Source organism: Paenibacillus sp. Y951, from assembly GCF_056786395.1.
The window spans coordinates 27,758-41,501 of sequence record NZ_JBXCIY010000019.1 but is presented as its reverse complement, the minus strand read 5'-3'; the positions used below and the strand labels follow the sequence as shown (position 1 = coordinate 41,501).

The window sequence follows — 13,744 nt, the reverse complement described above, 5'->3', positions numbered from 1 at the left end:
GTCTACCAATATAAATGACATAATTATGGGAAGGGGGTGGCAACATGCCAACAATTAACCAGCTAGTTCGTAAAGGACGCCAAGCTAAAGTTTATAAATCAAAATCACCAGCACTACAAAGAGGGTTTAACGCTCTTAAACGTGAGATTACTGAAAGTAGATCTCCACAAAAACGTGGTGTATGTACTCGTGTAGGTACTATGACTCCAAGGAAGCCAAACTCCGCGCTTCGTAAATATGCGCGTGTACGTCTAACTAACCGTTTAGAGGTTACAGCGTACATTCCAGGTATCGGACATAACCTTCAAGAGCATAGCGTGGTACTTATCCGTGGTGGTAAAGTAAAAGACTTAGCAGGGGTTCGTTATCACATCGTTCGTGGTGCACTTGATACTGCAGGTGTAAACAACCGTATGCAAGCTCGTTCTAAATACGGTGCTAAACGTCCTAAAGTTAAAAAATAATGGCAACTCCAACTCGGAGTAATGTTAGACCAACACAAATTATTTATTGAAGAAAGGGGGACTTCTAATGCCACGCAAAGGTCCTGTAACAAAACGCGATGTACTACCAGATCCGATGTATAATTCGAAATTGGTAACTCGTCTAATTAATCGTATCATGTTGGACGGTAAAAGAGGCACGGCTGCAACGATTCTTTATGATGCATTCAAATTGGTACAAGAACGTTCTGGAAATGATCCAATGGAAGTTTTTGAAGCAGCAATGAAGAACATCATGCCTGTACTTGAGGTTAAAGCACGCCGTGTAGGTGGAACTAACTATCAAGTGCCTATCGAAGTTAAACCTGAACGTCGTACTGCTCTAGCATTACGTTGGTTGGTTAACTACTCCCGTAACCGCGGTGAGAAAACGATGGAAGAACGTTTGGCTGCTGAAATCATGGATGCATCGAACAACACTGGTGCAGCTGTGAAGAAACGCGAAGATACACACAAGATGGCGGAAGCTAATAAAGCATTCGCACACTACCGTTGGTAGGATAAACAACGAAAGTAGGAAAATTCAATGGCAAAAAGAGAGTTCTCCTTGGAAAATACACGTAATATCGGTATCATGGCACATATTGATGCGGGTAAAACAACAACGACTGAGCGTATCTTATACTTCACTGGCCGTACTCACAAAATTGGTGAGACTCATGAAGGATCTGCTACAATGGACTGGATGGAGCAAGAGCAAGAGCGTGGTATCACAATCACTTCTGCTGCAACAACAGCTGCTTGGAAAGATCACCGTGTTAATATCATTGATACACCGGGTCACGTAGACTTTACAGTTGAAGTCGAACGTTCCCTTCGTGTATTGGACGGGGCTGTAGGCGTATTCAGTGCCAAAGAAGGCGTTGAGCCACAATCCGAAACTGTTTGGCGTCAAGCGGATAAATACGGGGTTCCTCGTATCGCTTACATTAACAAAATGGACATCATCGGTGCTGATTACTTAAACGTAATTAAGGACATGCGTGAACGTCTAAATGCTAATGCTGTAGCTATTCAAGTACCTATGGGTGCTGAGAATGACTTCATCGGTGTTATCGATATTATCGAACGTAAGTCTTATACTTATGTTGATGATCTTGGTAAAGATCCAATTGTTGGTGAAGTTCCTGCAGAATATGCGGATCAAGTTGAAGAGCTACGTGCAGAATTAGTAGAAAAAGTTTCAGAGCTTGACGAAGAGTTGATGATGAAGTATTTGGAAGGCGAAGAAATTTCAATTCCAGAAATCAAAGCTGCACTTCGTAAAGGCGTTTGTGAAACTAAGATCTATCCTGTAGTAGCAGGTTCTTCTTACCGTAACAAAGGTGTTCAATCGGTTCTTGACGCAGTAATAGATTACCTACCTGCGCCAACTGACATTGAATCCATTAAAGGAACATTGGAAGATGGTACTGAAGATGTTCGTCATTCTGACGACTCTGAGCCATTCTCCGCACTTGCTTTCAAAATTATGACGGATCCTTACGTTGGTCGTTTGACGTTCTTCCGCGTATATTCTGGTGTTCTTGCATCAGGTTCTTACGTGTTGAACTCTACAAAAGGCAAACGTGAGCGTGTTGGTCGTATTCTACAAATGCATGCGAACAGTCGTCAAGAGATTCAAGAAGTATTCTCTGGTGATATCGCAGCTGCAGTAGGCTTGAAAGATACTACGACTGGTGATACATTATGTGATGAAAAGGCACCAATTATCCTTGAATCCATGAATTTCCCTGATCCAGTTATTCAAATCGCTATCGAGCCTAAGACGAAAGCTGACCAAGATAAACTTGGTATTGCAATCTCTAAGCTTGCTGAAGAAGATCCAACGTTCCGTGCTTACACTGACGAAGAAACGAATCAAACGATTATCGCTGGTATGGGTGAGCTTCACCTTGAAGTACTAGTTGATCGTATGCGTCGTGAATTCAAAGTTGAGACAACAGTTGGTGCTCCTCAAGTAGCATACCGTGAAACTTTCAAAGCTAGCGCGAAAGTTGAAGGTAAATTTGTTCGTCAATCAGGTGGTAAAGGTCAATTCGGTCATTGTTGGGTTGAATTCGAACCGCTTGAAGCTGGTTCGGGCTTTGTCTTCGAAAGCAAAGTTGTGGGTGGTTCTATTCCTCGTGAATATATCGCTCCAATCCAAGCTGGTATTGAAGAATCAATGAAAAATGGTGTTGTCGCTGGTTACCCACTAGTTGATATTAAAGCAACTGTCGTAGACGGTTCTTACCATGATGTCGATTCCTCTGAGATGGCGTTCAAAATTGCAGGTTCTTTGGCACTTAAAGCTGCTAAAGAAAAATGTATGCCGATTATTCTTGAGCCAATCATGAAAGTAGAAGTAACAGTTCCTGAAGAATACTTCGGTGATGTTATGGGTATGATCAGCTCTCGTCGTGGACGTATTGAAGGTTCTGATGTTCGTAGTGGTGCACAAATCATTCGTTCTAAGGTACCTTTGTCCGAGATGTTTGGTTACTCAACAACTCTACGTTCTGGTACTCAAGGTCGTGGCGTATTCTCAATGGAGCTTTCTCATTATGAAGAAGTTCCGAAGACTATCGCTGAAGCGATTATTGCAAAAAACAAAGGTGAGTAATTTCACAATTGTAAAGTTTGATTTTAGCCGAAATTAGATATAAAATAATCTAATATCGGCTTACACATAAAATATAAAGTTATATTGAGGAGGATTAAGTTCAATGGCAAAGGCAAAATTTGAACGTAATAAACCGCACGTTAATATCGGTACAATTGGTCACGTCGATCATGGTAAAACAACATTAACAGCGGCAATCACTAAAGTTCTATCTACTCGTTATGGTGGAGCAGCAATGGACTATGATCAAATCGACAAGGCTCCAGAAGAGCGCGAGCGCGGTATCACAATCTCTACTTCTCACGTAGAGTATGAAACACCTGCTCGTCACTATGCACACGTTGACTGCCCAGGTCACGCGGATTATGTTAAAAACATGATCACTGGTGCTGCACAAATGGACGGCGGTATTCTTGTAGTTTCTGCTGCTGATGGTCCAATGCCACAAACTCGTGAGCACATCCTTCTTTCTCGTCAAGTAGGTGTTCCTTACATCGTAGTATTCTTGAACAAATGTGATATGGTTGAAGATGAAGAGCTTCTTGAACTAGTAGAAATGGAAGTTCGTGACCTTCTTAGCGAATACGACTTCCCTGGTGATGATACTCCAATCATCCGTGGTTCTGCTCGTGAAGCTTTACAAGATCCAAACGGTCCATGGGCTGATAAAATTATCGAATTGTTTGATCAAGTCGATACTTATATCCCAACTCCAGAACGTGCTACTGACAAGCCTTTCCTTATGCCTGTTGAGGATGTATTCACAATCACTGGTCGTGGTACTGTTGCTACTGGCCGTGTTGAGCGTGGAGAAATCAAAATTGGTGACGAGATCGAAATCGTTGGTCTTCAAGAAGAAGTTCGCAAGTCTGTAGTAACAGGCGTTGAAATGTTCCGTAAATTGCTTGACTATGCTCAAGCAGGAGACAACGTTGGTGCACTACTTCGTGGTGTAGATCGTAAAGATATCGAGCGCGGTCAAGTACTTGCTAAACCAGGTTCTGTTAAGCAACATACTAACTTCACAGCTCAAATCTACGTTCTAACTAAAGAAGAGGGTGGCCGTCATAAGCCATTCTTCACTGGTTACCGTCCACAGTTCTACTTCCGTACAACTGACGTAACTGGTATCGTAAACCTTCCTGAAGGTTCTGAAATGGTTATGCCTGGAGACAACATCGAAGTAACTGTTGAATTGATCTCTCCAATCGCGGTTGAAGAAGGTACTCGCTTCTCAATCCGTGAAGGTGGTCGTACAGTTGGTGCTGGTGCGGTTGCATCTATCCAAGCTTAATATTTCTGCAGCATAAGCTGCTTATAAAGAAGCTCCCATGCAAATGGGGGCTTTTTTTGTGTTTGTAGGGTGCATTATCTTTTATATTTTGCTACGACACCCCTTTATAGCTTAGAAGTATTGACGTATTACCTTCATACATTTAATATGGTGAAAAGAATATACAAGCATTCATAAAATTTTTGCAATTTGAGAGGGGTCATTTCATTGAAGAAGAAATTATGGTCAGGTATTGCTTTATCGCTTATGGTTTTGGTATTAGCAGCTTGTTCTGGTGGAAAAGATTCAGGTTCATACAAAGTAGCTATATCTCAATTAGCTGTACATCCATCTCTTAATGCAGTTCATGATGGTATTATCGCTGCTTTAGCTGATGCAGGAATTAAAGAGGGTGAAAATTTAGTCATTGACTACCAAAATGCTCAAAATGAAAATAATAACCTTCAACCTATATCACAAAAGATTAAACAAGGTAAACCAGATGTAGCTGTGGGTATTGCTACTCCAAGTGCATTAGCTCTAATTGATGAAATTACGGAAACTCCAGTAGTATTTGCAGCAGTTACCGATCCAATTGCTGATAAGATTGTACCTAGGTTGGAAGCACCAGGTGGAAATGTTACAGGTGCTTCAGATTCAAGTCCTGAAGCTATCGAATCACTTATGGATTTTATTGCGAAAGAGTTTCCGAATGTTAAAAAAATAGGGATTGTTATGAATAATGGTGAACCAAACTCAATTATTATGGCTGAAACTGCTAAGATTCGTTTGGCTACTCATGGTATTGAATTAATTACAGCGCCAGTTGTGAATTCGTCAGATATTCAAATTGCGACACAATCGTTAGTTGGAAATGTCGATGCTATCTATATCACATTAGATAATACTGTTGTAGAAGCAGTGGATACGATTATTCAAATTGCTTACGACAATGATATTCCTTTCTTTTCTTCTGATCGTGATACCGTTGAAGCAGGTGCTTTTGCAACAGTAGGTTTCAAATATTATGATCATGGCTATGAAGTTGGACAGATGATTGTAGATATTTTGAAAAATGGTAAAAATCCAGGTGAGATGACAGTCTCAAAACCTCAAAATCTTGATTTTATTATTAATACAAAAGCAGCAGCTGAAATGGGCATTGAAGTAACTGATGCTATGAAAGCTTATGTTAAACACCCTGAAAATAATATCATTGAATAGTAAAATATAAACGAATGCATAAATATACAATACAGAAGAGGGGATCAGGGAACTGATCCCCTCCATACGTTAGAGAGTAAGGAGGAAAGTAATGATTTATTCATTAGTAGGAGCAGTTGAAAGTGGTTTGCTTTATGCTTTAATGGCACTTGGGGTGTATATCACTTATCGAGTTTTAGATTTTCCGGATCTTACAGTGGATGGAAGTTTTACTACAGGAGCGGCGATTGCTTCTATTATGACTCTTAATGGATACCCACCAATTATCTCTTTACTATTCGCTTTTTGCGGAGGGGCACTTGCTGGATTAATGACAGGATTATTACATACTAAAGGTAAAATTAATGGTTTACTTTCAGGTATTATTATGATGATCGCGCTCTATTCCATTAATCTACGAATTATGGGTAAGCCCAATCTTTCTCTGAGAGATACTGCTAATATATTTGATGGTGCACCAGTATGGTTGATTGGTCTACTTATGGCTGTAGGAGTAAAATTACTGTTAGACGTATTCTTCAAAACAAATATTGGTCTAAGCTTACGTGCAACAGGTGATAATCAACGAATGATCAAAAGCTTCGGGGCTAATACACATATGACGACAATTCTTGGCGTCTCATTGTCCAATGCATTAGTTGCAACTTCGGGGGGATTAATCGCATTTTCAACGAATCAAACAAACATTAATATGGGTGTAGGTATGATCGTTATCGGTCTAGCCTCCGTCATTATCGGTGAAGCTATTTTTGGCAGGAAAACGATATTCCGTGCAACGATTGCCGTTGTACTCGGAGCTATCATATATCGTATCATTTATGCATTGGCATTAAGAATTCCAGGGATGGATGCCCAAGACATGAAGCTAATTACAGCACTTATTATCGTGTTTGCGCTAATTATTCCTACTATTAAAAATAGCATGCAAGAAAAGAAAATATCTCGCAAGCGAGCGGAGCAAGTGATTCAACAAGTAGAATTAGCCTCGAAAGGGGAGATGCGCTAAATGTTACATATTAACGACGTGTCCAAATTGTTTAATCCCGGTACAATAGATGAAAAAATAGCACTATTAAAAGCAGATTTACATTTAAATACTGGTGATTTTATAACGATTATTGGAAGTAATGGAGCAGGTAAGTCAACGTTAATGAACATAGTATCAGGGGTGCTTAAGCCCGACATCGGAACGATAGAAATTGATGGTACAAATGTTAGTAATCTACCGGAGCATAGTCGAAGCCGGTGGATTGGGCGTGTCTTCCAAGACCCTATGGCAGGCACTGCACCGCATATGTCTATCGAAGAAAACTTAGCCTTAGCTTACAAGCGCGGTCAACGGAGAGGTTTCTCCTTCGGCGTGACGAGTAAGACGAAGGTTATATTCAAGGATGAACTTTCTAAGCTTGGTATTGGTCTTGAGAATCGTATGGGTGCTAAAGTTGGCATGTTATCTGGTGGGGAGCGTCAAGCGCTAAGTTTATTAATGGCAACCTTTACTCGTCCACAAATATTGCTACTTGATGAACATACCGCTGCACTTGATCCAGCTCGTGCTGAACTCATTACGAACTTAACCGAAAAAATCGTAAAAGATCTTAATCTAACTACGATTATGGTCACGCACAATATGGAGCAAGCAATTAAACTTGGAAATCGTCTTATTATGATGGATAAAGGGCGAATTATTTTGCAGGTTGATCCAGAGCGTAAGAAGGAGTTAACGGTTGCTGGCTTGCTTAAAGAGTTTGAACAGATTAGTGGTAAAGCTATGGCTGATGATCGAGTAATATTAGGGTAACGAGGAAGTTCAAAAAACACGCTTTGATAATGAAGTGCTGCAGGCAGTTTAATCGGCATCGAATATAGTGTAACTATTATAATAGAAGAGCTACGTGAAACAACGGCGAAAAATGCCGTTGTTTTTATTTGGAACATGACATTTGGTGAAAATAAATATATAATGTAAAAAGTGATGAAAACGGGAATATAACGTCGACAAAAAGAATAGTTTTACTATGTATAAAATTAGTTGCAATCATATGCCTACTCGTGTATAATATTGACTGTTGGTCTGACGTTGCGTTGATGTGAGAGGTTGCCGACACACCAGGCCCCTTTGCCATGGGGTATGTGTAGGGTTTTCTTACGGAGTATGTCCGATAATAAAATTGGGCGATAGAAGGAGGGACTTAAAATGGCAAAGCAAAAGATTCGTATTCGTTTGAAAGCATACGATCATAGAATTCTTGACCAGTCCGCAGAGAAAATTGTTGAAACTGCAAAACGTTCCGGTGCAGGTGTATCCGGTCCGATTCCGTTACCAACGGAAAAGCAAATCATCACTGTTCTACGTGCTGTGCATAAGTACAAGGATTCTCGCGAGCAATTCGAACAACGCACTCATAAGCGCTTGATCGATATCGTGAATCCTACGCCGCAGACTGTTGATGCATTGATGCGTCTGGATCTACCATCCGGTGTAGATATCGAAATCAAACTGTAAGTTGAATTAATGTAAGTATAGAGAGGAATGAGGTGTCAACATGAAAGGTATCTTAGGTAAAAAACTTGGTATGACTCAAGTATTTACTCCTGAAGGTAACGTAATTCCAGTAACAGTAATTGAAGCTGGTCCTTGCGTAGTCTTACAGAAGAAAGACTTGGAAAACGATGGCTATGAAGCTGTTCAACTTGGTTTTGCTGACAAAAAAGAAAGCAGATCCACTAAACCAGAAGCTGGTCACGCTAAAAAAGCTAATACAACTCCTAAGCGCTACGTTCGCGAAATTCGTGGAATTAATCTTGGAGAGTATGAAGTTGGCCAAACCGTGTCAGCTGACTTATTCGCACAAGGCGAATTTGTTGACGTAACAGGTATTTCTAAAGGTAAAGGATTCGCGGGTGTAATCAAACGTTGGGGTCAAAGTACTGGTCCAATGTCACATGGTTCTCGTTATCACCGTGGTCCAGGTTCAATGGGTTCTATCCAAGCGAACCGCGTGCCGAAAGGTAAACGCCTACCAGGACATATGGGTACAGAAACAGTTACTATTCAAAGATTAGAAGTTATTCGTGTAGACGCTGAGCGTAACGTACTTCTTATCAAAGGTTCTATCCCAGGTCCTAAAAATGGATTTGTAAATATTAAACAAACGGTTAAACACTAATCGTTGTTGAAGAAAGGAGGAACAAGAAATGCCTAAAGTAACAGTATTCAACGTGAGTGGTGCAGAAGTTGGCGAACTAGAACTTGCTGATAGCGTGTTCGGTATCCAACCTCATACTCATGTTATGCATAGTGCTGTTGTTCTGCAACAAGCTGCAGAACGTCAAGGAACGCACAAAACTAAAGGACGCTCTGAAGTACGCGGTGGCGGACGTAAACCTTGGAAACAAAAGGGTACAGGACGTGCTCGTCAAGGTAGTATCCGCTCTCCACAGTGGGTTGGTGGTGGTACTGTATTCGGTCCTACACCTCGCTCATATGGCTTCAAACTTCCTAAAAAAGTTCGTCGTCTTGCGATCAAATCTGCTCTTTCTTCTAAAGTAATTGCAGAGAATATTATCGTATTGGATCAGCTTGCATTTGCAGCTCCAAAAACGAAAGAGTTCGCAAACATTCTTAACAACCTTAAAGTAGAACGTAAAGCTTTGGTTGTTACTGCTAACTACGAGGATAACGTAGCATTATCTGCTCGTAACATCCCTGGAGTTAAATTCGTCGCTGCTGATGGCATCAATGTTCGTGATGTTCTTGTCTATGACAAATTGATCATCACTAAAGAAGCGGTAGAGAAAGTACAGGAGGTGTTTGCATAATGAAGAATCCTCGCGATATCATTAAGCGCCCGGTTATTACCGAACGTACTAGCGATTACATGGCTGTAAAACGTTATGTTTTTGAAGTTGACTTACGCGCTAACAAAACCGAAATTAAACTTGCTATTGAACAAATTTTCAATGTAAAAGTTACTAGTGTTAACACTATGCGCGTTGCGGGTAAACCGAAACGTTATGGTAAATACAGTGGTTACAGACCAAATTGGAAAAAAGCTATTGTTCAATTAAGCCAAGATAGCAAAGAACTTGAGTTCTTTGAAACGTCTGTATAGAAAAGGAGGGAACACAAGTGCCAATTAAAAAGTACAAACCGACCTCTCCTGCTCGTCGTAACATGTCCGTTTCTACATTCGAAGAAATTACGACAAGTACTCCGGAGAAATCATTGCTTGCGCCGCTTTTCAAAAAAGCTGGTCGTAACAATCAAGGTAAAATTACAATCCGTCACCATGGTGGTGGACACAAACGTAAATACCGTATTATTGACTTCAAACGTGTTAAAGATGGTATTATTGGTAAAGTTGCAACGATTGAGTACGATCCAAACCGTACTTCAAACATTGCATTGATCCATTATGTTGATGGAGCGAAAGCTTACATCATCGCACCTAAAGGTCTTAAAGTTGGTGATCAAGTTCAATCTGGTCTTGGTTCTGATATTAAAATCGGTAACTCATTACCACTTGCAAACATTCCAGTGGGTACAGTTATCCACAATATTGAGTTAAGACCTGGTAAAGGCGGACAACTAGTTCGTGCTGCTGGTACAGAAGCTCAATTGCTTGGTAAAGAAGGTAACTATGTAACAGTTCGTCTTAACTCTGGCGAAGTTCGTCACATTCTTAACACTTGCCGTGCTACTATCGGTGCTGTAGGTAACGGTGATCACGAGCTTATCAAAATTGGTAAAGCTGGTCGTTCTCGTTGGTTAGGTAATCGTCCTTCAGTTCGTGGATCGGTAATGAACCCTAATGATCACCCTCACGGTGGTGGTGAAGGTCGTTCTCCTATCGGTCGTAAATCTCCATTATCTCCTTGGGGTAAACCGACACTTGGTTACAAAACACGCAAGAAGAATAAAGCATCAAGCCAATATATCGTTCGTGGTCGCACGAAGTAATAATTGCTTGATACAAGTCGCATAATTACGGTTATGCTGAAGCTCTTACGTGAAGGGAGGAACTCATATGGGTCGCAGTTTGAAAAAAGGTCCATTTGTTGATGGTCACCTTTTGAAAAAAGTTGAAGTTTTGAATGAAGCAGAGAAAAAGACTATTGTTAAAACTTGGTCTCGTCGCTCTACAATTTTCCCACAATTCATCGGACATACTTTCGGGGTATATGATGGTCGTAAACATGTGCCGGTTTATGTGACAGAAGACATGGTTGGTCACAAACTAGGCGAATTCGCACCAACACGTATGTACAAAGGTCATGCGTCTGATGACAAAAAAACGGGCAGACGTTAATTTGCCCTTGATCACTTTCTAATGAATGAGAGGAGGTTCCTACATGGCAGAAGCTATAGCACACGCACGTAATATACGTATTGCTCCTCGTAAAGCTCAATTGGTTGCGGATTTAATCCGTGGCAAGCAAGTTGGCGAAGCAATCGCAATTCTGCGTCACACGCCTAAAGCTGCTTCCCCAATTTTGGAGAAGTTGCTGAACTCTGCAATTGCTAACGCTGAGCATAATAATCAGCTTGATGTTAACAATTTGGTTGTATCGCAAGTATTTGCGAACCAAGGACCAACGATGAAACGTTTCCGCCCACGTGCAATGGGTCGTGCAAGTAGAATTAATAAGAGAACCAGCCACATCACTTTGGTCGTATCTGAAAAATAAGGAGGGATAACGAGTGGGTCAAAAGGTAAATCCTAATGGTATGCGTGTCGGGATCATCCGTGATTGGGAATCCAGATGGTACGCAGAAAAAGACTTCGGCGATCTTCTACTAGAAGACGTTAAAATTCGCGAATACCTTAAAGGCAAGCTGAAAGATGCAGCTGTTTCTCGTTTTGAAATCGAACGTGCCGCTAATCGCGTAAACGTAACGATTCACACCGCTAAACCAGGTATGGTTATCGGTAAAGGCGGAACAGAAGTAGACAATCTTCGTGTTCAACTAGGTAAAATCGCAAAAGGTAAAAAGGTTCATATCAATATTTCAGAAATCAAGTATGCTGATCTAGACGCTATCCTTGTTGCTGAAAGTATTGCTCAACAATTAGAGCGTCGTGTATCATTCCGTCGTGCTCTAAAACAAGCTATCCAACGTTCTATGCGTTCGGGTGCAAAAGGAATTAAAACTGCAGTTTCTGGTCGTCTAGGCGGCGCTGAGATTGCTCGTTCAGAAGGATATAGCGAAGGCACGGTTCCACTTCATACTCTTCGTGCTGATATCGATTATGGTACAGCTGAAGCAGCTACGACTTATGGTCGTCTAGGTGTTAAAGTATGGATCTATCGTGGTGAAGTCCTTCCGACTAAGAAGAAAGCTCCACAGGAAGGAGGCAACTAATCATGTTGGTACCTAAACGCGTCAAACATCGTAAACAACAACGTGGTCACATGAAGGGTCGTGCTAAAGGCGGTACTACAATAGCTTTTGGTGAATACGGTCTTCAAGCAGTTGAACCATCATGGATCACTAACCGCCAGATTGAAGCAGCTCGTATCGCTATGACTCGCTACATCAAACGTGGTGGTAAAGTCTGGATCAAAATTTTCCCGGATAAGCCTATTACGCAAAAGCCTCTTGAGGTTCGTATGGGTAGTGGTAAAGGTAACGTTGAGAAATGGGTAGCAGTAGTTAAGCCAGGTAAAATTATGTTTGAGCTTGCTGGTGTTCCAGAAGAAGTGGCTCGTGAAGCTATGCGTCTTGCAGCTCACAAGTTGCCAGTTAAAACTAAGTTCGTGAAACGAGAAGAAGTGGGTGGTGAAGCAAATGAAGGCTAGTGAATTTCGCAACCTAACATCTACTGAAATCGAGCAACAAGTCGCTGGTTTCAAAGAAGAGCTGTTCAACCTTCGTTTCCAATTGGCAACAGGTCAACTGGATAACCCGACTCGTATTCGTGACGTGCGTAAAGAAATTGCTCGCGCAAAAACAGTTCTTCGTCAAAGAGAACTTGGAATAAGCAGCTAATTAACTTGCACAGTGGCATCATAATCACTGTCAGGAAGGAGGCCAACTATGAGCGATCGCAATGCCCGTAAAATTAAAATCGGCAAAGTGGTAAGTGACAAAATGGACAAAACAATTGTTGTTGCTGTTGAAACATACAAGACACACAACTTGTACCATAAACGTATTAAATCTACGAACAAATTTAAAGCACATGATGATACCAACACTGCTAAAATCGGCGATGTTGTAAGAATCATGGAGACTCGTCCACTATCTAAAGACAAGCGCTTCAGACTGGTCGAAATTGTTGAAGCAGCTGTCATTCTTTAATGAACGTGTGTAAGAAAAGCACTTTTCTTGAAAGGAGGACGTTGAAATGATTCAACCGTTTACGCGACTTAGAGTTGCTGACAACTCTGGTGCAAAAGAAGTTATGTGTATTCGTGTACTTGGTGGTACTGGACGCCGCGTTGCTGCAATTGGCGATTTAATCGTCTGTTCTGTTAAACAAGCAACACCAGGCGGCGTTGTCAAAAAAGGTGATGTAGTTAGAGCTGTTATCGTTCGTACGAAGCGTTCTGTACGTCGTAAAGATGGTTCATACATTGCATTTGATGAAAATGCTGCAGTGGTAGTTAAAGATGACAAGAGCCCACGTGGTACTCGTATCTTTGGACCAGTTGCTCGCGAACTTCGTGACAAAGATTTCATGAAGATCGTTTCTCTAGCTCCAGAAGTTATCTAATTTAATGCTTTAGTTTATATAACCCTGAAAGCGAAAAGCGCAGGAGGTGTAATAAATGCCAAAAGTGAAAAAGTTATTGGAATCACACAACAATAAGCTACATGTGAAAAAGGATGACATTGTCATCGTTATTTCTGGAAAAGACAAAGGTAAAAAAGGTCGCGTAATTGCAGCTTATCCTCGTCAAAATCGTGTTCTTGTTGAAGGTGTCAGTATTGTAAAAAAACATGCTCGTCCATCACAGTCTAATCCACAAGGTGGAATTATTGAGCAAGAAGCAGCAATTCACGTTTCCAATGTTATGCATGTAGATCCTAAGAGCGGACAAGTGACGCGTATCGGATATAAAGTGCTTGATAACGGTAAAAAGGTTCGGATTGCTAAAAAATCCGGAGCAGTGATTGACTAATCGTTATGT

Annotated in this window: 20 protein-coding genes; all 20 read left to right on the top strand. The window is 41.1% G+C overall.

Annotation, left to right across the window (positions count from 1 at the left end):
• Positions 1-44: 44 nt before the first annotated feature.
• The 20 genes from rpsL to rplX all read left to right on the top strand — a co-directional run bounded on the left by rpsL (position 45) and on the right by rplX (position 13,735).
• The gene (gene rpsL, locus AC1TPB_RS20675; RefSeq protein ID WP_482078249.1) at positions 45-464 is read left to right on the top strand and encodes a 30S ribosomal protein S12; all 420 of its coding nucleotides are present in this window, start codon (positions 45-47) and stop codon (positions 462-464) included.
• 67 nt (positions 465-531) lie between these two features.
• Positions 532-1,002 carry a 30S ribosomal protein S7 gene (rpsG, locus tag AC1TPB_RS20670; protein ID WP_482064466.1) on the top strand — a complete coding sequence of 157 codons (471 nt, stop codon included), beginning with the start codon at positions 532-534 and terminating at the stop codon, positions 1,000-1,002.
• A gap of 27 nt (positions 1,003-1,029) precedes the next feature.
• Positions 1,030-3,108: an elongation factor G gene (gene fusA / locus AC1TPB_RS20665; RefSeq protein WP_482078248.1), complete on the top strand. Its 2,079-nt coding sequence runs from the start codon at positions 1,030-1,032 to the stop codon at positions 3,106-3,108.
• Between the two features lie 103 nt (positions 3,109-3,211).
• The gene (tuf, locus tag AC1TPB_RS20660; RefSeq protein WP_482078247.1) at positions 3,212-4,402 is read left to right on the top strand and encodes an elongation factor Tu; all 1,191 of its coding nucleotides are present in this window, start codon (positions 3,212-3,214) and stop codon (positions 4,400-4,402) included.
• A 207-nt stretch (positions 4,403-4,609) separates the two neighbouring features.
• Positions 4,610-5,605 (top strand): ABC transporter substrate-binding protein, encoded by a 996-nt coding sequence (locus tag AC1TPB_RS20655; RefSeq protein ID WP_482078246.1) that lies wholly within the window; start codon positions 4,610-4,612, stop codon positions 5,603-5,605.
• 91 nt (positions 5,606-5,696) lie between these two features.
• The gene (locus AC1TPB_RS20650; protein ID WP_482078245.1) at positions 5,697-6,611 is read left to right on the top strand and encodes an ABC transporter permease; all 915 of its coding nucleotides are present in this window, start codon (positions 5,697-5,699) and stop codon (positions 6,609-6,611) included.
• Positions 6,612-7,406 carry an ABC transporter ATP-binding protein gene (locus AC1TPB_RS20645; protein WP_482078244.1) on the top strand — a complete coding sequence of 265 codons (795 nt, stop codon included), beginning with the start codon at positions 6,612-6,614 and terminating at the stop codon, positions 7,404-7,406.
• A gap of 396 nt (positions 7,407-7,802) precedes the next feature.
• A complete protein-coding gene (gene rpsJ, locus AC1TPB_RS20640; protein ID WP_028609655.1) occupies positions 7,803-8,111 on the top strand; it encodes a 30S ribosomal protein S10 in 309 nt (102 codons plus the stop codon).
• Between the two features lie 40 nt (positions 8,112-8,151).
• Positions 8,152-8,775, top strand: coding sequence for a 50S ribosomal protein L3 (gene rplC, locus AC1TPB_RS20635; protein WP_482064460.1), 624 nt, complete (start codon positions 8,152-8,154; stop codon positions 8,773-8,775).
• 28 nt (positions 8,776-8,803) lie between these two features.
• The gene (gene rplD, locus AC1TPB_RS20630) at positions 8,804-9,427 is read left to right on the top strand and encodes a 50S ribosomal protein L4 (protein ID WP_482078243.1); all 624 of its coding nucleotides are present in this window, start codon (positions 8,804-8,806) and stop codon (positions 9,425-9,427) included.
• The gene (rplW, locus tag AC1TPB_RS20625) at positions 9,427-9,720 is read left to right on the top strand and encodes a 50S ribosomal protein L23 (RefSeq protein ID WP_482064458.1); all 294 of its coding nucleotides are present in this window, start codon (positions 9,427-9,429) and stop codon (positions 9,718-9,720) included. Before rplD ends, rplW begins: the two co-directional genes overlap by 1 nt.
• A 17-nt stretch (positions 9,721-9,737) precedes the next feature.
• Positions 9,738-10,568, top strand: coding sequence for a 50S ribosomal protein L2 (gene rplB / locus AC1TPB_RS20620; RefSeq protein ID WP_482064457.1), 831 nt, complete (start codon positions 9,738-9,740; stop codon positions 10,566-10,568).
• A gap of 67 nt (positions 10,569-10,635) precedes the next feature.
• The gene (rpsS, locus tag AC1TPB_RS20615; RefSeq protein ID WP_482078242.1) at positions 10,636-10,917 is read left to right on the top strand and encodes a 30S ribosomal protein S19; all 282 of its coding nucleotides are present in this window, start codon (positions 10,636-10,638) and stop codon (positions 10,915-10,917) included.
• 43 nt (positions 10,918-10,960) lie between these two features.
• On the top strand, positions 10,961-11,296 hold the full coding sequence (gene rplV / locus AC1TPB_RS20610; RefSeq protein ID WP_482064455.1) for a 50S ribosomal protein L22: 336 nt from the start codon (positions 10,961-10,963) through the stop codon (positions 11,294-11,296).
• Positions 11,297-11,309: 13 nt separating this feature from the next.
• Positions 11,310-11,972 (top strand): 30S ribosomal protein S3, encoded by a 663-nt coding sequence (gene rpsC / locus AC1TPB_RS20605; RefSeq protein WP_482064454.1) that lies wholly within the window; start codon positions 11,310-11,312, stop codon positions 11,970-11,972.
• Positions 11,973-11,974: 2 nt separating this feature from the next.
• Positions 11,975-12,409 (top strand): 50S ribosomal protein L16, encoded by a 435-nt coding sequence (rplP, locus tag AC1TPB_RS20600; RefSeq protein ID WP_482064453.1) that lies wholly within the window; start codon positions 11,975-11,977, stop codon positions 12,407-12,409.
• Positions 12,399-12,599 (top strand): 50S ribosomal protein L29, encoded by a 201-nt coding sequence (rpmC, locus tag AC1TPB_RS20595; protein WP_482064452.1) that lies wholly within the window; start codon positions 12,399-12,401, stop codon positions 12,597-12,599. Before rplP ends, rpmC begins: the two co-directional genes overlap by 11 nt.
• A gap of 48 nt (positions 12,600-12,647) precedes the next feature.
• Complete coding sequence (gene rpsQ, locus AC1TPB_RS20590) at positions 12,648-12,911, top strand: 30S ribosomal protein S17 (RefSeq protein ID WP_482064451.1); 264 nt, start codon at positions 12,648-12,650, stop codon at positions 12,909-12,911.
• A 46-nt stretch (positions 12,912-12,957) separates the two neighbouring features.
• A complete protein-coding gene (gene rplN / locus AC1TPB_RS20585; protein WP_482078241.1) occupies positions 12,958-13,326 on the top strand; it encodes a 50S ribosomal protein L14 in 369 nt (122 codons plus the stop codon).
• 55 nt (positions 13,327-13,381) lie between these two features.
• Positions 13,382-13,735 carry a 50S ribosomal protein L24 gene (gene rplX / locus AC1TPB_RS20580; RefSeq protein ID WP_482064449.1) on the top strand — a complete coding sequence of 118 codons (354 nt, stop codon included), beginning with the start codon at positions 13,382-13,384 and terminating at the stop codon, positions 13,733-13,735.
• The last annotated feature ends 9 nt before the right edge of the window (positions 13,736-13,744 follow it).

Excerpts from the sequence above, each read along its gene's own strand:
- rpsL (WP_482078249.1), top strand. The coding sequence starts at position 45 with ATGCCAACAATTAACCAGCTAGTTCGTAAAGGACGCCAAGCTAAAGTT.
- rpsG (WP_482064466.1), top strand. The coding sequence starts at position 532 with ATGCCACGCAAAGGTCCTGTAACAAAACGCGATGTACTACCAGATCCG.
- fusA (WP_482078248.1), top strand. The coding sequence starts at position 1,030 with ATGGCAAAAAGAGAGTTCTCCTTGGAAAATACACGTAATATCGGTATC.
- tuf (WP_482078247.1), top strand. The coding sequence starts at position 3,212 with ATGGCAAAGGCAAAATTTGAACGTAATAAACCGCACGTTAATATCGGT.
- AC1TPB_RS20650 (WP_482078245.1), top strand. The coding sequence starts at position 5,697 with ATGATTTATTCATTAGTAGGAGCAGTTGAAAGTGGTTTGCTTTATGCT.
- AC1TPB_RS20645 (WP_482078244.1), top strand. The coding sequence starts at position 6,612 with ATGTTACATATTAACGACGTGTCCAAATTGTTTAATCCCGGTACAATA.
- rpsJ (WP_028609655.1), top strand. The coding sequence starts at position 7,803 with ATGGCAAAGCAAAAGATTCGTATTCGTTTGAAAGCATACGATCATAGA.
- rplC (WP_482064460.1), top strand. The coding sequence starts at position 8,152 with ATGAAAGGTATCTTAGGTAAAAAACTTGGTATGACTCAAGTATTTACT.
- rplD (WP_482078243.1), top strand. The coding sequence starts at position 8,804 with ATGCCTAAAGTAACAGTATTCAACGTGAGTGGTGCAGAAGTTGGCGAA.
- rplW (WP_482064458.1), top strand. The coding sequence starts at position 9,427 with ATGAAGAATCCTCGCGATATCATTAAGCGCCCGGTTATTACCGAACGT.
- rpsS (WP_482078242.1), top strand. The coding sequence starts at position 10,636 with ATGGGTCGCAGTTTGAAAAAAGGTCCATTTGTTGATGGTCACCTTTTG.
- rplV (WP_482064455.1), top strand. The coding sequence starts at position 10,961 with ATGGCAGAAGCTATAGCACACGCACGTAATATACGTATTGCTCCTCGT.
- rplP (WP_482064453.1), top strand. The coding sequence starts at position 11,975 with ATGTTGGTACCTAAACGCGTCAAACATCGTAAACAACAACGTGGTCAC.
- rpmC (WP_482064452.1), top strand. The coding sequence starts at position 12,399 with ATGAAGGCTAGTGAATTTCGCAACCTAACATCTACTGAAATCGAGCAA.
- rpsQ (WP_482064451.1), top strand. The coding sequence starts at position 12,648 with ATGAGCGATCGCAATGCCCGTAAAATTAAAATCGGCAAAGTGGTAAGT.
- rplN (WP_482078241.1), top strand. The coding sequence starts at position 12,958 with ATGATTCAACCGTTTACGCGACTTAGAGTTGCTGACAACTCTGGTGCA.
- rplX (WP_482064449.1), top strand. The coding sequence starts at position 13,382 with ATGCCAAAAGTGAAAAAGTTATTGGAATCACACAACAATAAGCTACAT.